General features: G+C 65.0%; 17 protein-coding genes. 13 read left to right on the top strand and 4 right to left on the bottom strand.

Annotated features, from left to right (window positions below; translation table 11 throughout):
* Position 1: 1 nt before the first annotated feature.
* Both VM94_RS23055 and VM94_RS23050 read right to left on the bottom strand, forming a co-directional pair.
* Complete coding sequence (locus VM94_RS23055) at positions 2 to 1,756, bottom strand: allantoate amidohydrolase (protein WP_046685466.1); 1,755 nt, start codon at positions 1,754 to 1,756, stop codon at positions 2 to 4.
* A gap of 72 nt (positions 1,757 to 1,828) precedes the next feature.
* Complete coding sequence (locus VM94_RS23050) at positions 1,829 to 2,767, bottom strand: LysR family transcriptional regulator (RefSeq protein ID WP_034754583.1); 939 nt, start codon at positions 2,765 to 2,767, stop codon at positions 1,829 to 1,831.
* A 131-nt stretch (positions 2,768 to 2,898) separates the two neighbouring features.
* Here VM94_RS23050 and VM94_RS23045 point away from each other — a divergent pair, with 131 nt between their 5' ends.
* The 13 genes from VM94_RS23045 to VM94_RS22985 all read left to right on the top strand — a co-directional run bounded on the left by VM94_RS23045 (position 2,899) and on the right by VM94_RS22985 (position 18,300).
* Entirely contained in the window at positions 2,899 to 4,131 is a 1,233-nt protein-coding gene (locus VM94_RS23045) for a urate hydroxylase PuuD (protein WP_046685465.1), read from the top strand.
* Positions 4,128 to 5,363 carry a M20/M25/M40 family metallo-hydrolase gene (locus VM94_RS23040; protein ID WP_046685464.1) on the top strand — a complete coding sequence of 412 codons (1,236 nt, stop codon included), beginning with the start codon at positions 4,128 to 4,130 and terminating at the stop codon, positions 5,361 to 5,363. The genes VM94_RS23045 and VM94_RS23040 overlap by 4 nt, the downstream gene beginning before the upstream one ends.
* Before the next feature lie 57 nt (positions 5,364 to 5,420).
* Positions 5,421 to 6,335 carry a LysR family transcriptional regulator gene (locus VM94_RS23035; protein ID WP_046685463.1) on the top strand — a complete coding sequence of 305 codons (915 nt, stop codon included), beginning with the start codon at positions 5,421 to 5,423 and terminating at the stop codon, positions 6,333 to 6,335.
* 174 nt (positions 6,336 to 6,509) lie between these two features.
* Positions 6,510 to 7,181: a DUF4286 family protein gene (locus VM94_RS23030; protein ID WP_046685462.1), complete on the top strand. Its 672-nt coding sequence runs from the start codon at positions 6,510 to 6,512 to the stop codon at positions 7,179 to 7,181.
* A 108-nt stretch (positions 7,182 to 7,289) separates the two neighbouring features.
* On the top strand, positions 7,290 to 8,618 hold the full coding sequence (locus VM94_RS23025; RefSeq protein WP_046685461.1) for an MFS transporter: 1,329 nt from the start codon (positions 7,290 to 7,292) through the stop codon (positions 8,616 to 8,618).
* A 4-nt stretch (positions 8,619 to 8,622) separates the two neighbouring features.
* Positions 8,623 to 9,300, top strand: a complete 678-nt coding sequence (locus tag VM94_RS23020; RefSeq protein ID WP_046685460.1) for a DUF2848 domain-containing protein — start codon at positions 8,623 to 8,625, stop codon at positions 9,298 to 9,300.
* A 4-nt stretch (positions 9,301 to 9,304) separates the two neighbouring features.
* Complete coding sequence (locus VM94_RS23015) at positions 9,305 to 10,654, top strand: amidase (RefSeq protein ID WP_046685459.1); 1,350 nt, start codon at positions 9,305 to 9,307, stop codon at positions 10,652 to 10,654.
* Between the two features lie 128 nt (positions 10,655 to 10,782).
* Positions 10,783 to 12,075 carry a paraquat-inducible protein A gene (locus tag VM94_RS23010; RefSeq protein ID WP_409929560.1) on the top strand — a complete coding sequence of 431 codons (1,293 nt, stop codon included), beginning with the start codon at positions 10,783 to 10,785 and terminating at the stop codon, positions 12,073 to 12,075.
* Positions 12,068 to 13,699, top strand: a complete 1,632-nt coding sequence (locus VM94_RS23005) for a PqiB family protein (RefSeq protein WP_046685457.1) — start codon at positions 12,068 to 12,070, stop codon at positions 13,697 to 13,699. The genes VM94_RS23010 and VM94_RS23005 overlap by 8 nt, the downstream gene beginning before the upstream one ends.
* Positions 13,696 to 14,292 carry a PqiC family protein gene (locus VM94_RS23000; RefSeq protein ID WP_052755896.1) on the top strand — a complete coding sequence of 199 codons (597 nt, stop codon included), beginning with the start codon at positions 13,696 to 13,698 and terminating at the stop codon, positions 14,290 to 14,292. Before VM94_RS23005 ends, VM94_RS23000 begins: the two co-directional genes overlap by 4 nt.
* A 47-nt stretch (positions 14,293 to 14,339) precedes the next feature.
* Complete coding sequence (locus tag VM94_RS22995; RefSeq protein WP_235432991.1) at positions 14,340 to 14,747, top strand: DUF2946 domain-containing protein; 408 nt, start codon at positions 14,340 to 14,342, stop codon at positions 14,745 to 14,747.
* Between the two features lie 77 nt (positions 14,748 to 14,824).
* Entirely contained in the window at positions 14,825 to 16,948 is a 2,124-nt protein-coding gene (locus VM94_RS22990; protein ID WP_235432990.1) for a TonB-dependent receptor family protein, read from the top strand.
* 8 nt (positions 16,949 to 16,956) lie between these two features.
* Positions 16,957 to 18,300: a PepSY-associated TM helix domain-containing protein gene (locus VM94_RS22985; protein ID WP_046685656.1), complete on the top strand. Its 1,344-nt coding sequence runs from the start codon at positions 16,957 to 16,959 to the stop codon at positions 18,298 to 18,300.
* Here the strand turns inward: VM94_RS22985 and VM94_RS22980 are convergent.
* Positions 18,272 to 19,669, bottom strand: a complete 1,398-nt coding sequence (locus VM94_RS22980) for a hypothetical protein (protein ID WP_046685455.1) — start codon at positions 19,667 to 19,669, stop codon at positions 18,272 to 18,274. The two genes, VM94_RS22985 and VM94_RS22980, sit on opposite strands and share 29 nt — an antisense overlap.
* Entirely contained in the window at positions 19,666 to 20,088 is a 423-nt protein-coding gene (locus tag VM94_RS22975) for a hypothetical protein (RefSeq protein ID WP_046685454.1), read from the bottom strand. Before VM94_RS22975 ends, VM94_RS22980 begins: the two co-directional genes overlap by 4 nt.
* Positions 20,089 to 20,143 lie beyond the last annotated feature (55 nt).

Below are 20,143 nucleotides of genomic sequence, written 5' to 3'. Positions count from 1 at the left end.
CTTATGGCTTGGGCTGGAAGCCGCGCAAAAACGCCAGTAGCGTGCGCGCCGCGATGTCGGCGTCGTCGGCCGTCATGGTTTCCAGCGGGTTGTGGCTGATACCGCCGTTGCCGCAGCGGGTAAACAGCATGGCCACGTCGGTGATGACGCCCATGGCCATGGCGTCGTGGCCGGCGCCCGACAGCAATGCGTATGGTTCGATGCCCACCGATTCCACGGCCTGCGCCAGTTGCGCCATCAGCCAAGGCGCGCACGGCGCCGCACGCGCCGACAGCAGCAGCTCCAGCTGGTAGTCGATCTGGCGCCGCGCGCAGATGGCGGCGATGCCATCGAGGATATCGTCGACTGCCGCCTGGCGCACCGTGTCGCTGGCCGCGCGGATATCGAGCGACAGGGTGCAGGCGCCGGCGATCACGTTGACGGAGCCGTTGGGCACGTGCAGCTGGCCCACGGTGCCCACCAGCGCCTCGCCCTGGTTGCAGCGCTGCTCCACCAGCAGGATGATTTCGGCGGCCGCGCTGGCTGCGTCCTTGCGCATGCTCATGGGCGTGGTGCCCGCGTGGCTGGCCACGCCGCCAAGATTGACCAGGTAGCGCGAGCTGCCGGCAATCGCCGTGACGATCCCCAGCGGCAGGTCGCGTTCGAGCAGCACGGGTCCCTGCTCGATATGCACTTCCACATAGCCGAGCAAGTCGGCGGGATCGCGCGCGATGGCGCCGATGGCGCCCGCATCGTGGCCGGCGGCGGCCAACGCGTCGCGCATGCTTACGCCGTCCGCGTCAAGCTGTTCCAGCAGCGACACGTCGAACTTGCCCGTGACGGCCGTGCTGCCTAAAAATGTGCTCTTGAAGCGCACGCCTTCTTCCTCGGCGAAGCCGACGACCTCGAAATGGAAGGGCAGTTTTTCGCCCCGTTCGTGCAGGTGGCGCACGACGGCGATCGGCAGCACGATGCCCAGCCGGCCATCGTACTTGCCGCCGTTGCGCACCGTGTCGTAATGCGATCCCGTCATCAGGGTCTTTGCGCCAGGCAGGTCGGACAGATAGCGGCCGACGACATTGCCGACGGCGTCGATGTGCACCTGCATGCCGGCGTCCCGCATCCAGTCGGCCAGCTGCGCGGCCGTTCTCCGGTGCGCCGGCGTCAGGTAGGCGCAGGTCAGGTTGTAATCGCTGTCGCTCCAGCCGGCCAGGGTTTCCGCCTGCTGCATGATGGCCGGGCCGAAGTCCAGGCGCACGTCGAACAGGTCGTTCAAGCGCAGCTCGGCGATGCGCTTGATCTGCCGCAGTGATTCGGCCAGTTCATCGGCGTGGCGGTTCTTCAGGCGGCGCGCAAACGTGGCGATGATGTCCTGGCGCGTCAAGCCTTCGCCCGTCGGGCCCTTGACGGCCAGGATGAAGGGAAAGCCGAACTTGGCGTTGTAGTCGCTATTGAGGCGCTGCAGGGTGGAAAATTCGTCGGCGCTGCACAGGTTCAGGCCGGACTTGGCCTGCTCGCGCGTCGATTCCGCCGTCAGCTGCCCGGCGATGGCGGCCTTGCCGGCCAGCTCCGGGTGGGCGCGGATCAGCCCCAGCTGCTCTTCGGGCGAGGCTTGCGCCAGCACGCGCTGCAGTTCCGTCTTGAGCGCCGTCAGGCTGGCAAACGGCCGCGCGGCCGCCGCGCGCTGGGCGATCCAGGGCGAATGTTCGTAGATGCCGTGCAGCCGTGCGATAAAGTCTGCCGGGCTGCCAGCGTTCAGGTCTGAAAGGGTGGTCATGGTTTTCCGATCATGCAAGCGGTGATGATAGCGCCCCGTTCTGCGTCCATTATATGCGCGCGCTGATAGCGGCTATCGCTGCACCAGCGCCTTGGCGGCCGCGCTGACCTGGTCGCGCAGCCATTTGTGCTCGGGTGCCTGGTGCACGCGCTGGTGCCACAGCTGGTAAAAGCGCATGGGCGGGAATTTCAAGGGCACGGTGTACGTTTTCAGCGGCAGGGTCTTTTCATAGAAGCGCATGAATTGCCGGCCCGTGGTGAGCACCAGGTCCGTCTGCGTCAGCATGTAGGGAATCAGGCCGAAATACGCCGATTCCACCACGACGTTGCGCTGCAGGTTTTGCCGCTCGAGGAAGGAGTCGATCACGCCGTGATAGCCGGGCATCATCTGCGACGGCGCCACGTGGGGCAGGCTCAGATAATCGTCGAGGGTCATCGCGTCGCTGGCCGTGCGCCGCGCGTAGGCGTTTTCCGCATGCATGGCGCAGATGATGGGGTCTTCGAACAGCTTCGAGATGTGCAGGTGGGCGGGCGGCTCGTCCCAGTTGGCGATCACCAGGTCCAGGCCCCCATCTGACAGCTGGCGAATATGGTCGATGCCCGGCCCCAGACTATGCAGCACGACGCGGCTTTTCGGCGAGCCGCGGCGCAGCAGGGCCACGACGTTGGGCAGGAACTGGCTGTCCAGGTAGTCGGGTGCGGCGATATGGAAGGTGCGCGCCTCTTCCTGCGCCACGAACGGCGTCTTCTTGACGAACAGGCTTTCCGTCTGGTCGAGGATGCGCTTGGCCGGATTGAGCAGGCTTTCGCCATGCTGGGTGGGCACCATGCCGCGCGCGCCGCGCACGAGCAGCGGGTCGCCCGTCAATTCGCGCAGCTTTCGCAGGGAGGCGGAAATCGAGGGCTGCGGCTGATTGAGCTTCAATGCCACGCGCGAGACATTCTTCTCCACCAGCAGCAGGTAAAGGATGCGGATCAGGTGCAGGTCGAGGTGTTGCGGCAGGCTGGACATGTGGCGGCGGCTCTGTTGTATATCGATTTGAATATGTCAAATATACGATATTTTTCATGTGATGGGCGGTAAATCCGTTTATCTTGTGTAGATTGGCACGAATATTGGTTCGGTCTGACTAGAGGAAATTTATGGAAGTATTTGCCTACCTGATCCCGTACGGCCTTGAGTGGCTGAACCTGATCGTCCGCTGGCTGCACGTCATCACGGGCATCGCCTGGATCGGTGCTTCCTTTTATTTCGTCTGGCTCGACAACTCGATCCGCCCGCCTGCGCCCGGCTCCGAGCTGGCGAAGAAGGGCGTGTCGGGAGAATTGTGGGCCGTGCATGGCGGCGGCTTCTACAATCCACAGAAATACCTGGTGGCGCCGGCCGAACTGCCGAAGGAGCTGCACTGGTTCAAGTGGGAAGCGTATTCCACGTGGCTGTCCGGTTTTGCGCTGCTGACGATTGCCTACTATTTCAATGCGCAGGCCATGATGATCGACAAGGCCGTGGCCGATATCAGCAGCGGGCAGGCCGTCGGCATCGGCATCGCCACCCTCGTCATCGGCTGGACCGTGTACGACCTGCTGTGCCGCTCGAAGCTGGCGGAATATGAACTGTGGTTCGGCGTGACGGTGTTCGCGCTGATCGTCGGTGCCGCGTACGTGCTCACGCATTTGCTCAGCGGGCGTGCCGCCTACATCCACGTGGGCGCCATGATCGGCACCATCATGGTGGCCAATGTGCTGATGCTGATCATTCCCGGCCAGCGCAAGATGGTCGAGGCCATGGCGGCAGGCAAGCTGCCCGATCCCAAGCACGGCTTGAAAGCCAAGCAGCGCAGCGTGCATAACAATTATTTCACGTTGCCGGTGCTGTTCATCATGATCAGCAACCATTACGCGATGACTTACCGGAACGACCACGCGTGGCTGGTGCTGGCGCTGATCATGGCGGCCGGCGTCTTCATTCGCCACTTCTTCAACCTGCGCCACAAGGGACGTGTCGAGTGGCGTTATCCTGCTCTCGGCGTGGCTTTGCTGCTGGCCGTTGCCGTGGCCATCGCACCGAAGGCGCCGGCGCCGGTAGCGACCGTGGCTGCGGTGGACCCGGCCGCGCAGTTCAAGGCCGTGCATGCCATCATCGCCCAGCGCTGCGCCACCTGCCATTCGGCCCAGCCCACGCAACCGGGTTTCGCCACGGCGCCAGCCGGCATGATGCTGGATAATGAAACGCAAATCCGCCAGCACGCGGCGCAAATCTACAAGCAGGCCATCGAGCTGAAAGCCATGCCGATCGGGAACCTGACGAATATGACGGAGGCCGAGCGCAGCGAGCTTGGCGCCTGGCTGCAACAGACCATGCAAGGAGAAAAATGACTACGCACGCAGAAAAAATCACGGCCTGGATCGACGAACACTTCGACGAGGAAGTCGCATTTTTACAGAAGGTGGTGCAGCAGCCGACGGATACGCCGCCCGGCAATAACGCGCCCCATGCTGACCTGGTGGCGCAGCTGCTGCAGACGTATGGCTGGCAAGCGGAAAAGCACGCCGTCCCAAAGGACCAAGTGGAAGCCTACGGCATGCAGAGCATCACCAACCTGATCGTGCGCAGGCCGTATGCGGCGGGCGGTCCGACCGTGGCCCTGAATGCGCATGGCGACGTGGTGCCGCCCGGCGACAACTGGACGTATCCGCCGTACGGCGGGCAGATCGACGGCGGCTATATCTATGGCCGCGCGACGGCCGTGTCGAAAGGCGATTTCGCCACCTATGTATTTGCCGCGCGCGCGCTCGAAGCCCTGGGCATTCCCTTGAAGGGCCAGCTGGAACTGCATTTTACGTACGACGAGGAATTCGGCGGTTTGCTGGGGCCGGGCTGGCTGCTGGAACAGCAACTGACGAAACCCGATTTCGTCATCGCCGCCGGTTTCAGCTACGGCATCGTCACGGCGCACAATGCCTGCTTGCAGCTGGAAATCACCGTGCATGGCAAGTCGGGCCACGGCTCGATGCCGGAGACGGGGCACGATGCGCTGCAGGCGGCCAACAAGATCCTCAATGCCATCTATGGCCAGCTGCCGGAGCTGAAAAAGATCAAGTCCAAAGTGGCCGGCATCGACTCGCCCACCATGCTGGTGGGCCGCATCGATGGCGGCACGAATACCAATGTGGTGCCGGGCAAGGTGGTCATGAAGATGGACCGCCGCATGATTCCGGAAGAAGACCCGGTGACGGTGGAGGCGCAGGTGCGCGCGTTGATCGAGGACGCCGTGCGCGGCGAGCCTGGCATCCGCATCGAAATCCGCCGCCTGCTGCTGTCACACGCGCTGCGGCCCTTGCCCGGTTCCGAACAGCTGGTGGCCAGCCTGCAGAAAAACGCGCAAGCGATTTTGGGCGAAACGATTTCCGCCGTCGGCACGCCCCTGTATGCGGATGCGCGCCTGTATGGCGAGCGTGGCATCCCTGCCGTGCTGTATGGCGCCGGCCCGCGCACGGTGCCCGAATCGAACGCGAAGAAGGCCGACGAACGCCTGGCGCTCGACGACTTGCGCAAGGCCAGCAAGATCGTGGCCCTGACTTTGCTCGACTTCCTGGGCGAGAAATAGAACGGGTGCTTTGGCTTACAATGGGGCGGACACTCAACCTGTGAAGAAGAGCCCCCATTGAATACCCGTTTTCTCGAAGCGTTTGTCTGGGCTGCGCGGCTGGGCAGCTTTCGCACGGCGGCCGACAAGCTGCACATCACGCAGGCGGCCATCTCGAACCGCATCGCCTCGCTGGAGCAGGATTTCGGCACGCGTCTGTTCGACCGCGACGCGCGTGAAATCCGCCTGACCTTCGCCGGGCGCAACCTGCTCGTGTACGCCGAACGCATGCTGGAACTGTGCCGCGACATGTATGCGGCCAATTCCTCGCCCGCGCTGATCACGGGCGAAGTGCGCATCGGCGTCATCGAAACCATCGTGCATACCTGGCTGATCCCGTTCCTGCAGCGCGTGCAGGAGCGCTATCCTGGCATCGAGATTCAGCTGACGTCGGAATCGACGCGCCGCCTGCACGAACAGCTGCAGCAGGGCGAACTCGATATCGCGCTGCAGACGGACATGCTGACGGGCGACCATATCCGCAGCGCGGGCAGCGGCGCCATCGCCATGGGCTGGGCCGGCAGGGCCGCCGACTGGCCCGATACGGGCGTGCCGTTCACGGTGGCGCAACTGGCGCAGCATCCGATCATCACCATGAACCGCGGTTCGCAGCCGCATTCGGCCTTGAAGGCGCTGTGCCAGGACGAGGGCGTGCAACTGGGAAGAGTCCATTGCGTCAGCTCGATTTCCGCCATCGTGCGCCTGGTGAAAGCGGGCTTCGGCATCGCCGTGCTGCCGCTGGCGCCCCTGCGCGAGGAAATCGAGCAGGGCCACATCGCCCTGATCCCCTGCACCAGCAGCCTCGCGCCGCAGCGCATCGTCATCAGCTACAGCGAAGACATCACCACGGAAGCGATCCAGTTGGTGGCCATGCTGGCGTGCGAAGAGGCGGCCAGGTTTACCCTGGGACTCGCGGAAGAGTACGGAGCTTGACGCTGTGGCGTAGGTCGGATTAGCGCCCCGGCGCGTAATCCGACAACATTGTTGGCCTCATCTCCACCCACAAGAAAAACTTATCAGTCGCGTTCAGAATAACCCGTTTGCCAAGTGATGGCGTGCCACCTATTCTGGGTTGGCACACCACCCATAACGCAGAACGGAACCATCATGACGACGTCCCCCACCTTGCCAGGCATCCTGTTTGTCTGGACCAGCGCCGACCCCGAACACGAACGCGATTTCAATCGCTGGTACGACCGTGAACACGTGGAAGAGCGCGTGCGCATTCCCGGCTTCGTCAGCGGCACGCGCTACCAGAGCGTGCGCGGCCCCCGCAAATACCTGGGCCTGTACCGCACCGTGTCGCTGGGCGCCTTCCAGACGCCCGACTACTTCAAGGCCTTCGGCCAGCAGACGCCATGGTCGCTGACGAACTTGCAGCGCATGGTCGACCCCATGCGCAGGGTTTGCGCCATCGAGGCGGAAACGGGCATGGGCACGGGCGCCTGGCTGGCAGTGCTGCGCCTGGGCGCGCAAGCCATCGGCCAGGATGCGCAAGCCGTGGACGCCATGGCCACGCTGGGAACGAAGCTGCTGCAGATCGACGGCGTGATCGCCACGCGTCTGCTGACACCGGACGCGAATCTGTCCGGCCCCCTGCCGGCGGAACGGACGGAGGGCCGCGTGCTTGACCCGATTTTCATGATCGATGCGTCCTCCGAAAGCGCCGCCATGGCGGCCGCCAATGCCGCCTGCGCGGCGCTGGAACTGGATGCGGAACAGGCGGCCATCCTGCAACTGTCCTGGCAACTGCGCGAGGCGGACCTGCGCGCTGCCTGACACGGCCGCGCGCATCTTGCCGGCACCGATAACACGAGACACGGGCCACGGCGCAGGGCAAAGCATCCTGCGCCGGGCTTGCAATAAAACTGACGAGAGAGGTAGGCTATGACCACATATACGAACGCTGCGCATCCTGCGGCTCAGGCACCGGACGGGAAGGCCACGACGGCCAAGACGGGCCGCCTGGCCACGGCCAGCATGGTCGGCACGACCCTGGAATGGTATGACTTCACCGTCTACAACACCATGGCCGCGCTGATCTTCAACCACCTGTTCTTTCCCTCGTTCGACCCGCTGACGGGCACCATCCTGGCCTTTTCCACGTATGCGGTCGGCTATATCTCGCGCCCGATCGGCGGCGTGATCTTCGGCCACCTGGGCGACAAGCTGGGACGGCGCTGGGTGCTGGTGGTGACCCTGATGCTGATGGGCGTGACGACGGGCCTGATGGGTCTCTTGCCGACGTATGCGACGGCCGGCATCTGGAGCCCCATCCTGCTGGTGGCGCTGCGTTTCGTGCAGGGCATCGCCTTGGGCGGCGAATGGGCGGGCGCCGTGTTGATCTCCGTCGAACACGGGGCGCCGGACAAGCGGGGCCGCAACGCGTCTTGGACGCAGGTGGGACCGTCGTTCGGCACCTTGCTGGCGACCGGCTGCATCGGCCTGATCACGTACCTGCTGCCGCATGAAGCGTTCATGGACTGGGGCTGGCGCATGCCGTTCATCGCCAGCCTGCTGCTGGTGGCGTTCGGCATGTGGATACGCAGCGGCATCGAGGAAACCCCGCTGTTCAAGGAACTCGACCAGCAGGACGCGAAGGCGGAAGCGCCGATCGGCGACGTGCTGCGCCTCTACTGGCGCCGTCTGCTGATCGCCGGTGGCGTGCGCATCGGTTCGGACGTGCTGTATGCGCTGGTGGTGGTGTTCACCCTGACGTACGTAACGACTGTGCTGCACCTGTCGTCGACCCTGGCGCTGACCGCCATCATGATCGGCACGGCCTGCAATGCGCTGTCGGTGCCCGTGTTTGGCGCGCTGTCTGACAAGATCGGCCGCCGTCCCGTGTATGCGCTGGGCGCCATCCTGGGCCTCGTGTGGGCGTTTGCCTTCTTCACCTTGTTAGACACGGCCAGCCCGGCCGCCATCGTCGCGGCCGTCGTCGTGGGCCTGGTCATCCACGCCATTATGTACGGCCCGCAGGCGGCCTTCGTCATCGAGCAATTTCCCACCAAGGTGCGCTATGCGGGTTCCTCGCTGGCCTACACCCTGGCCGGCGTCATCGGCGGCGGCTTCGCCCCGCTCGTCATCGCCAGCCTGTACCGCTCGTACAACAGCACCATGGCCGTCTCGCTGTACGTGGCGGCGGCCTTGTTGATCACCTGCGCCGCCGTTTTTGCGGCACGCGAAACGGGCCGCGGCCCTCTTGAGGAATAACATCATGACGACATTGCATTTTCAACTGGCAGGCCACGGCCCCGTCACCTTCGACATCGATCACCTGATCATCGCCGGCTGGACGGGCCGCGACATTGCGATGGTGGAACACCATATCGCCGAACTGGAAGCCATCGGCGTGGCGCGCCCGAAAAGCGTGCCGACGTTTTACCGCGTCTCGGCGGCATTGCTCTCGAGCGACGGGGCCATCGAAGTGCCGGGCGGCGATTCGTCGGGCGAGGCGGAATTCGTGCTGTTTTCCACGGAATACGGCCTGCTGGTGGGCATCGGCTCGGACCACACGGACCGCAAGGTGGAAAGCTATGGCGTGACGGTATCGAAGCAGATGTGCGGCAAGCCCGTGGGCGATACCTTGTGGCGCCATGCGGACGTGGCCGGCCACTGGGACCAGCTGCAGATGCGTTCCTGGCGCGAGCGCGCCGGCGTGCCGGCCCTGTACCAGGATGGCCCCGTGACGCGCATGCTGTCGCCGGAAGACCTGATTCAGCGCTACACGGGGCAAACGACCCTGCCCGTGGGCAGCGCCATGTTCTGCGGCACGCAACCGATCATCGGCGAGATGGGCCATGGCGACGCCTTCGCGCTGGAACTGTATGATCCAGCCTTGCAGCGCCGCCTGCAGCACCGCTATGCCGTGCAAACCCTGCCCGTGGAAGGATAAAACAATGACCAAGACCATCCGTGAACTGGCGGCCGACCTGGCCGCCGGCCGCATCACCAGCGTGGCACTGACACAGCAGATGCTGGCGCGCGCCGAGGCGCACCGGGCGCAGGGCGGCCATGCCTATGTCAGCCTCGATGGCGAACAGGCGCTGATGGAGGCGCGGGCCAGCGATGCGGCGCGCGCCGCTGGCATCGTTGCCTCGCCGCTGGCCGGCGTGCCCATCTCGATCAAGGACCTGTTCGACGTCAAAGGGCAAACCAGCAGTGCCGCCTCGCTGGCGCTGGCCGATGCCCCGCCCGCCGCGGCCGATGCGGGCGCCGTGGTGCGCCTGCGCGCGGCCGGCGCCGTCCTGCTGGGCCGCACCAACATGAGCGAATTCGCGTTTTCCGGCCTGGGCCTGAATCCCCATCACGGCACGCCGCGCAATCCGCTGGACCGCGCGCGCGTGGCGGGCGGCTCCACCTCGGGCGGCGCCGTGACGGTGGCGCTGGACATGGCGGCCGGCGCGCTGGGCACGGACACGGGCGGCTCGATCCGCATCCCGTCCGCCTTTTGCGGCCTGACGGGCTTCAAGCCAACGGCGGCGTCCGTGTCGCTGGCCGGCACGGTGCCCTTGTCGCGCTCCCTCGATTCGGCCGGCCCCATCGCCCACAGCGTCGACTGCTGCGCCATTCTGTACGCGGCGCTGTCGGGCCATGACATCGACGCGCAGGCGCCAGCATTGAAAGGCTTGCGCTTCGGTTTTACCCCTGATTACGTCGGTACGCACGTAGAGCCGCAGGTGCAGCAGGCTTTCGATGCGGCGCTGGACCAGCTGCGGCAAGCGGGCGCGCAAGTGGAACAGTTCGATTTCCCCGAATTGCTGGAGCTGCCGGGTATCAATGGCGGTGGCGGCCTGGTGGCGGCGGAAGCCTGGCACTGGCACAGGGCGCTGCTGGAAGAGAAGGGCGCGCAGTACGACCAGCGCGTGGCGGCGCGCATTCGCCGCGGCCAGCAGCAGGGCGCGTTTGACTACATCGATTTGCTCGATGCGCGTGCGCGCCTGATCGCCACCGCGAAGCAGCGTCTGGCGCCATTCGACGCCTGGCTGATGCCCAGCGTGGCCATACTCGCGCCGGAAGTCGCGCCGCTGGAGGCGGATGACGCCACCTTCTTTGCCACGAATGGTCTCGTGCTGCGCAACGCCAGCGTGATCAACTTTCTCGACGGCTGCGCGCTGTCCTTGCCATGCCATGCCGAGGGCGAGCTGCCCGTGGGGCTGGGCATTTGCGGCCTGGCCGGCGCCGACGATACAGTGTTGCAAATCGGCCGCGCCGTGGAGGCGCTGCTACGGGGGCGTGCAAAAAAATAATGCCGTAGTGCAGGAAAATGCCAACTCTGTCATGATGGCTGGCATTAACATGGGAAAGTCGCGCTTCGGGCGCCGGCAAACTTCACACTGTGCACCGATACGACCTGATTAGCTGTCATGACTGCGGCGTGTTGTACCGCAAACGTCCGCTGCGTCCACGCGAAAAGGCGCGCTGCATCCGTTGCCGCTCGGTGTTGTATCGGGGCGCCCACGCGCGGGGCGCATCGGCCGAATTGAGCAAGGTGGTGGCGCTTACCCTGGGCGCCGCCTTCGTCTTCCTGATCGCCCAGTTTTTCCCCATCGTCGAACTCGACGTCAATGGCCTGACTTCCAGCGCCACCTTGCTCGGTTCCATCCGCGTGCTGTGGTCCGAGCAGATGCACATCGTGGCGACGATGGTCTTCCTGTTTACCATACTCTTTCCCGCCATCGAACTCGGTTCGCTGCTGTATGTGGCGCTGGGCTTGCGCTGTGGCGTCAAGGTGCCCGGTTTTAACCGCGTGCTGCGCGCCGTGCAGACGGCGCGCGAATGGGGCATGACGGAGGTGTTGATGATCGGCATCCTGATCACCGTCGTCAAGATGACCAGCCTGGCCACAGTGCTGCCGCAACCGGGCTTGTTCGCGTTTGGCGCGCTGACGCTGATGCTGGCCATCGTCGTCTCGTTCGACCCCAAGGCCCTGTGGAACCTGGGCGACGACCTGACCCGCCAGGCGCTGCCCGGCCTGCGTTACAAGGCCTTCGCTCCGGGCGAGAAGGTGGTTCCCTGCCATGCCTGCGGCCTGGTGGCACCGCCCCTGGGCAAGGGCAGGCACCTGGAGTGCGTGCGCTGCGGCACGGCCCTGCACGTGCGCAAACCGGACAGCATCAACCGCACCTGGGCCTTGCTGATCGCCGCCATGATCCTCTACATTCCCGCCAACCTGCTGCCTGTGATGGTGACGCAATCGCTGTTCGGCGCACAGGACGACACCATCATGAGCGGCGTGGTGCTGTTCTGGACCAGCGGCTCGAAGGGCCTGGCCATCATTATTTTCATTGCCAGCGTGGTCGTGCCGATGCTGAAACTGGGCGTGCTGGCGCTGCTGGCGTTCACGGCGCAGCGGCGTTCGCGCTGGCGGCCGCGCCAGCGCACCATTTTGTACCGCATGGTTGAATTCATCGGCCGCTGGTCCATGCTCGACATCTTTGTCGTCACTCTGACGGTGGCGCTGGTGCGCTTCAAGTCGCTGGCCGTGATCACGGCCGGACCCGGCGCGCTGGCCTTTGGCGCCGTGGTGGTGCTGACCATGCTGGCGGCGATGCAGTTCGACCCGCGCCTGATCTGGGACCCCGTCGACGACAAGGCGGCCGAGGATGAAAAACGCAGCAGTGCAGAAAATACCGGAAACAATACAGTGATTGGAGAACAGCATGGCTGACAAAGAAACGGGCGACCTTGCCGAAACCGGCGCACGGCCTCTGCCCGAACCCGATGTGGACCCGGCCAGCCGCTGGCTGCCGTCGCTGGTGTGGCTCATTCCGCTGCTGGCCGCGCTGATCGGCGCCGGCCTGGCCGCCAAGTCCATCCTCGACCAGGGCCCCACGGTGACGGTCAGCTTCAAGAGCGCCGAAGGCTTGGAGCCGGGCAAGACCAAGGTCAAATACAAGGATGTCGATATCGGCCAGGTGCGCGCCATCACCCTGGGCGACGACTTGAGCAAGGTGCTCGTGACGATCGACATGAGCAAGGAAGCGCGCCGCTTCGCCACCGCCGATTCGCGCTTCTGGGTGGTGCGCCCGCAGATCGGCGCCAGCGGCGTGACGGGCCTGGGCACCTTGCTGTCGGGCGCCTACATCGGCGTTGACACGGGCAAGTCGGAAGCCAAAAAAGAGAACTTCATCGGCATGGAGAGCCCGCCCGCTGTGGCGGGAGACCAGAAGGGCAAGCTGTACACCCTGCATGCGGACAGCCTCGGCTCCGTCGACGTGGGCTCGCCGCTGTTCTTCCACCGCCTGCGCGTGGGCAAGGTGGTCAGCTTCGCGCTGGACAAGGATGGCAACGGCATCACCATGTCGGTCTTCGTGAACGCGCCGTATGACCAGTTTGTCGGCAAGGATGCGCGCTGGTGGCATGCCAGCGGCGTCGACGTGCGCCTCGATTCGAACGGCTTCAAATTGAATACGCAATCGCTGGCCGCCATGCTGGTGGGCGGCATCGCCTTCGAGGCGGAACATGGCCGTAAACCCGTGGAACCGGCGCCGGCCGGCACCAACTACCGCCTGGCGGCCGACGAGGCCAGCGCCATGCGCGAGCCCGATGGCGAGGCGATTACCACCGTGTTCTATTTCGACCAGTCCCTGCGCGGCTTGCAGCCTGGCGCCACGGTGGACTTCCGCGGTATCGTGCTGGGCGAGGTGCGCTCGGTGGGCATCGAATTCGACCCCGTGAAGAAGAACTTCCGCATGCCCGTCACCGTCAACCTGTACCCGGCCCGCCTGGGCATGCGCTTCAAGGCCGCCGTCGACGATGAGGAAGGCTCGGCCGGCCACCAGCTGCTCGAACGCATGGTCAGCCGTGGCTTGCGCGCCCAGCTACGCACGGGCAACCTGCTGACCAGCCAGTTGTACATCGCGCTCGACTTCTTCCCGAAAGCGCCGAAGGTGGCGCTCGATCCGAACAGGTACCCGCTGGAAGTGCCGACCGTGCCCAATACCCTCGATGAATTGCAGACGCAGATCGCCAGCATCGCCCGCAAGCTCGATCAGGTGCCGTACGCGGAGATCGGCAACAACCTGAACGCCACCATCAAGCAGGCCAATACCTTGTTCAAGCAGCTCGATGGCCAGGTGGTGCCGGAAATGCGCGATACCCTGACGGCGGCGAAACAGACCTTCGGCACGGCCGAACAAGTGCTGCAAAAGGATTCGCCGCTGCAGTCGGACGTGCGCCAGGCCTTGCAGCAGCTGACGCAAACCCTGCAATCGCTCAATGCCCTGTCGGATTACCTGGAGCGTCACCCTGAGTCCCTGATCCGCGGTAAAAAAGGAGATGAAAAAAAATGATGAAACCGATTATTTCCGCGCTGCTGGCGGCCAGCCTGCTGGGCGCCTGCTCCACGCCGCAGCCCGAGCATTTCTATACGCTCAGCGGCGGCGCCGACGCGCAGCCGGCCAAGCCCGTCAAATACTATGTCGAGGTGCTGGCCGTCAGTGTGCCGCAGCAGGTGAGCCGCAACCAGTTTGTTGTGACGGCGCCGTCGGGCCGCATTGAATTGCTGGAGCAGCAGCGCTGGGCGGGGCCGCTGGCCGGCGAGATCGGCCAGGCCCTGTCGACGGCCGTGACGAACGACCTGGGCGCCATCGATGTGTTCCGCACGCCATATCCGGACAAGCTGCCCGTGTACCGCATCAGCACCAATGTGCAGCGTTTCGAGTCGGTGATGGGCCAGTATGCGCTGATCGACGCCGTCTGGAGCGTACGCCAGCTGGCCAGCAACAAGGTGGTCACTTGCCGCACGGTGGCCAATGAAAAGGTGGGCGCCGGTTACGATGAACTGGTGCTCGGCCACCGCCGCGCCGTGAACCGCATCGCCGCCGATACGGCAAGCGTGGTGCGCGCTTTTGATAGCGGCAACGCCGCCTGCCCGGCCGCCTGAGCCGCTTTCCGCTACCCAGTCCCGGCGGCCGCTGGTAAAATGCGGCCATGGGAATGACCTTGTTCACGCGCCGCTTTGCCGCCTGGATCGCCTGCTTCGCGATCCTGCTGGCGGCGCTCGCGCCATCGATTTCCCAGGCCGTCGCCAACGCCAAGCAGGAGTCCGGCTCCGGCTGGGCGGAAATCTGCTCGGTGGCCGGTATCCGTTTTGTCCAGCTTGTCCAGTCCGATGACGGCGCCGCCGATGAGAAATCCGTCGGCAAGGCCATGCAGATGGAGCATTGCGCCTTCTGTTCCACGCATGCGGGCTCCGTCGGCCTGCCGCCGACCAGCCCCGTGCTGCCGCTGCTTGTGGCCAGCGGCACGGCCATTTTCCCGTCCCTGTACTATCAGTCACCTGCACCGCTGTTCATCTGGTCCACGGCGCAATCGCGCGCGCCGCCCGCTCTCGCCTGAGTTTTTGCATTTTCAATGCTGGCGTTGTCCACCTTGCGGTGTGACGCGCCGCATCCGCACACTTATACGAGAATCACATGAACAAGAAACTGTTGGTGCTGGCCGCTGCCATCACCGTGGCTTACCCGTGCGCGCAGGCGCAGCAACCTGACCAAGCCGACCACGCCATCGACACCGTCGTCGTTTCCGGCTCGCGCGCGCAAGCGTGGCTGTCCGAGACGCCGCAGGCGATCGGCGTCGTCAATGCCAAAACCCTGGAACGCGACAAGCCCAAGACCATGGGCGATATCCTCAACCGCATCGCCGGCGTGTACTGGAACGACCTGGGCAACGAGCAGCACAGCATGAGCATCCGCCAGCCCATCGGCACGAATGCCGTCTACCAGTACCTGGAAGACGGCATTCCCATCCGCCCGCTGGGCGTCTTCAACCATAACTCGCTCAACGAGATGAACATGGCGGGCGCCAGCGGTGTGGAGGTGGTGAAGGGCGCCGCTTCCTCGCTGTATGGCAGCAATGCCGTCGGCGGCGCTGTCAATTTCCTCACGGCCGGCGCCAGCGCGACACCGACGGCAAGTGTGGGCGTGCGGCGCGATAACGTGGGCGGATTCACCCGTTACGACACGGCCGCCAGCGATACCTGGGGCCCACTGGGATTGCGCTTTTCCCACTACAGTTCGCGCCGTTCGCGCGACAACTGGCAAGAGTACAGCTATGGCGACAAGGATTCGTTCTCGCTGCGCGCCGACTATGCATTCAGCCCCACCTCCCAGCTGCGCGCCACCATCGTCCACACGGATCTCGATGCGGCCATGACGGGCAGCCTGTTCGAGAACGATTACCGCAATAATCCCGGCAAGAGCCTGAACACGTTTAGCTACCGCAAGGACAAGACCACGCGCATGAATCTGGCGTGGGAGGGTGCGACGACGGCCAATGGCACGAGCACCGTCACCGTGTTTACGCGCAAGAACGACCATGGGCAGCTTCCCGCGTACTCCATCGGCAGTTGCGCGGGACTGCTGTGCAAGGGCGTCATCAACAACAACCACGTCGATTCGCTGGGGCTGGACGTGAAGCACCAGCAGGAGTTCGCCTGGCTGCGCTCGCGCCTGGTCGCTGGCGTCTACGTGGACAAGAGCGACAACCCCTTCGTCAGCGACAACCTGTCCATCGTGCGCGATGCGGCCACGGGCCGCTATCTGCGCTATACCCTGGCCAATGCGTCCAATCCGCAGGGCGTGCGCGACTACCAGACGGACATCCTCAACACGGCCGTCTTCGCGCAATGGGAATTCTCTCCGCTGGCCGGCACGCGCGTGGTGCTGGGCGGCCGCTCGGACGCCATCCGCTACGACTACCATAACAAGCTGGCGCCAGGCGGCAGCGCCAATTACGGCGCGCCCGACGAGTCGCGCAGCTTTTCGCATGTGAGCCCGAAGCTGGGCGCCACCTACGCCATCGGCCATGCGGGCAGCGCGTATGCAAACGTCAGCCAGGGTTTCACGCCGCCCGAAGTGAGCCAGCTGTACGGCAAGACGGGCATCGCCGACTTGCAGCCGTCCGTCTACAACAACTATGAACTGGGCCTGCGCTGGGCCTTTTTGCAGGGACGTTTGAAACTCGACACAGCCCTGTACCGGCTCGACGGGCGCGACACCATCGTCAGCTATACCGTGTCACCGGGGAATAGCGAAAACCGCAATGCGGGGCGCACGCGCAGCGAAGGGCTGGAGCTGGGCCTGAACTACGACAGCGGCCCGTTCGACGCGCGCTTCGCCACGGCCATCGCGCGCCACCGCTACCTGCGCTACCAGGTGTCCTCCACTCTCGACTACAGCGGCCGCGCCATGCCGCAGGCGCCGCGCGACATCACGTCGATCGAGATCGGCTACAAGCCCGTGGCGGGCGCGCGTATCGCGCTCGAAGCCGTGCACCAGGGCCGCTACTGGATGAACAATGCCAACACGGTGGAGTACAAGGGCCATGCGCTGCTGAATGCGCGCGCCAGCTATCAGCTCGCGCGCGGGCTGGAAGCGTGGGCGCAGGTGCGCAACCTCGCCGACAAGCGCTATGCCGATTCGGCCAGCAGCAGTTACTCGGGTGTGGGCAGTTACGCGGCCAATACGCAGAACCAGTACACGCCCGGCGCGCCGCGCAGCGTGATGCTGGGCCTGTCCTATACCTATAACGGACTGTGAGGATGGCTATGGACGACGCAACTTTTCTCATCGCACGGCGCAAAAGCCTGTACTGGCGCATCCACTTCTGGGCCGCGCTGATCGCCTCGCCATTCGCGCTGGTGGCCGCCCTGACGGGCATGTTGTATGTGTTCACGCCGCAGATCGAGGCAAGGCTGTACCAGCACCTCGATCATGTGGCGCCGCAGGCTTCCATGCTGCCGCTGGACGCCGCCGTGGCGGCAGCGGAGCGGGCGGCCCCGCGTGGCTGGACGGTGCAGAACGTGGTGCCGCCTTTTCAACAGGACGATGCGGTGCAGGTGGCGTTCGCGCCGCCCGGTGGCGCGCAGGATGAACATGCGGGCCATGGCGGGCATGCCGCGCCGGCCACGCCCGCCAAGCCGAAGTTTGGCCTGCCCGCGCAAGCCATCGTCGTCTACGTGAACCCTTACGATGCGCGCGTGCTGGGCAGCTTGGCCAGCAGCGAGCGCTTTGGCAACTGGGCGAAAAAGCTGCATTCGCGTTTGCTGCAGAATGATGGCTGGCGCTGGATGATCGAGCTGGCCGCCAGCTGGCTGATGGTAATGCTGGTGACGGGCGTGGTGCTGTGGTGGCCGCGCGGCGCGCAATCGGGCTTGCCGAAGCGGGGCGCGCGCGGTCGCAATGGCTGGCGCCAGTGGCATGCTTTTCTCGGCGTGGCGCTTGGCATCGTCAGCGTCGTGATCCTGACGACAGGGCTGACGTGGAGCCAGCAGGCGGGCGGACGCATCCGCGCGCTGCGCGACGTCAGCGGCCAGGCGCCGCCGTCCGTGCCGCGCGGCTTGCACTCAACCGAGGAGAGCGCCCCGCTCGATTGGCAGGATGCGTGGCAGGTGGCGCGCAGCCATGCGCCGGCCATCGCCGTGCAGCTGACGGCGCCGGCCAGCCAGGACGATGTGTGGCGCGCCACGATGGCCGACCGCAGCCAGCCCACCTTGCGCTTCGACCTGCAGTTCGACGCTTACAGCGGCAAGCCTTTGTACTATGCGGGGTGGGAAGCGCAGACGGCGTTCGGCAAGGCCACGGCCATCGGCATCCCGTTTCATCGCGGCGAATTCGGCTGGTGGAACCAGGCCTTGTTGCTGGTTTTTGGCGCCAGCGTGCTGTTCTCGCTGGTGTCGGGCTGGGTGATGTTTTTCAAGCGGCGTTTGCCAGGCTCGCTGGGCTTGCCCAAGCTGCTGCCGGGCGCCTGGAGTTCGCCGTCCGCGCTGGCCTGGCTGGCGGCGGTGCTCATGTGCGCACTGATGCCGCTGCTGCTCGTTTCCGGCGCCATGCTGGTGCTGCTGGAGCTGATCCTTGCACGGGCTAGCCGCCGACGATGGGCTGCGCGATGATCCAGAGACTGAGCAAAGTGTAGGCAATCATCAGGGCCAGCATCGGATACTGGCTGCGCAGGGCCGCGCGACGGCTGGCGTACAGGCGCAGCGCGCAGACGTGGGCCAGCCAGACGGCCGCCACATGGCCGGCGACGATGGCGAACAGCGACACGTACCACACCACCTTGGCGTCGACGATGCCAAGGCGGATGAAGTACAGCTTCGTGCCGAACAGGTCCCAGCCCAGGCCCAGCGGGTCCGACGCCAGCGGAATCAGATACTGGCCCGCCATCGCCAAGAACGACAGGTAATGGGCGAAATGGTAGGCGATGGCGATCGGCACCAGGGTCAGCACGAAGTGGCCGGCCACGCGCGGCAGGGGCAGGGCCGGCTGGCCATCGCTGGCGCCGCAACGGGCGACCAGCGCGCAAAACAGCAGGAACACCAGCAGGAACAGGGCCGGCATCAGCAGCAGGGCGGCCGTGGTGATCCAGGCCAGCGCGCCCGGCGCCACGGCGAGGACGGCGTCGACGATGTCGTACCACGTTTGCGTTTCCAGCATGCCGTCGAAACTGACGGAGGCCAGCATCAGGATCACCAGCACCAGGCAGGCGGGCCGTACGGGTTCCACCGTCAGCAAGCCCGCCGCATACGGGCGCACGTAGCAGGCGCCGTTGCGCATGGTGATGGGCGCAAAGCGCGCCAGCAGGCCGAAGACGACGCTGAACACTTCCGCATGGCGCAGCCAGGCGGCGCGGCCGAACAGCGCCATGCCCGCCCATGTGCAGGCCGAATACAGCAGCATGCTCCAGGCCAGGCTGGCCGGCTGTTCGCTGCCTTCCCAGTTCAGCTCCATCCAGATAAAGCCGAAAAACAGGATGGCGGCCGGCCATCTGTCGAGCCAGCGCGGCCAGCTGAGCGGCGCGCGCCAGCGGGGAAACAGCTGCTGCCCCGCGCGCGCCACGCTGTCGAGCGGATTGACCAGCGCCCACAGGTCACCAAGCAGCGCCGACACGTAAGCCATGCCCACCCACCAGATGGCCCACACCATGGCGGGCGCGATATTTTTCACGGGATTTTGCACGCCCACCAGGCCTGCCACGATCACCAGGACATACAGGGCCAGTACCAGCAGGCGCAGCGCGAAGGCGATGACGTCCGCGCCGGGGATGCGCCGCAGGAGCAGGCGTGCATAATCGCCCTGGTAGGTCGCTGTGTCACCACGACGCCACAGGGCCAGGAAGGCAAACGACAGCGCCACTGTCAACGCCGCGCCGGTGAGATAAAGCCATAGCGGCAAGGGCAGGTCGTAGCGCTGGCCAAAGCCGTGCGCATGGGCGATGCCTGGCGCGGCCAGCAGGCCGGCAGCGGCAGCGCGCGCCATCATCGCGGCAGCACTTCCAGGTACATCAGGGGGGCCTCGCGGTGGTGCTTGTGCTGCTTGCCCTCCGTGTCCGCGCCATAGCCGTGCGCGGACACGGGGAAGCGTCCCGGCACCGCAGCGTCGATACGCATGGCTTTTGTCTCGCCCGGCTTGACCTTCAGCAGCTGGTCGTAGCCATGCAAGTGGATATTGACTATTTCGTCGGTAGTCCAATCGAGCGTGATTGTGTCGTGTTGTTTGACCCGTACCGTCGGCGGTTTGGCGGCGATTTTGCGCTGCGCGATGGCCAGCGCCACACGCTGTTGCGGCAACTGCCGGCTGGCCGCCGGGCCGCTCTGCGACTGGCTTTGCGCCGATATGCACAGCAGGAAAATGGCCAGGCCCAGGCCGGCAAGGGAAGGGCGGAGTGAATATTTTTTCATGCTTAAATTCTAGGAAAGATTTCCAGCATTGGCCATCTGAAAAAAAACGCCAGTT

Source organism: Janthinobacterium sp. KBS0711, from assembly GCF_000988085.1.
Lineage (GTDB): Bacteria > Pseudomonadota > Gammaproteobacteria > Burkholderiales > Burkholderiaceae_D > Janthinobacterium > Janthinobacterium lividum_E.
This window is presented reverse-complemented; position numbering and strand designations above follow the sequence as displayed.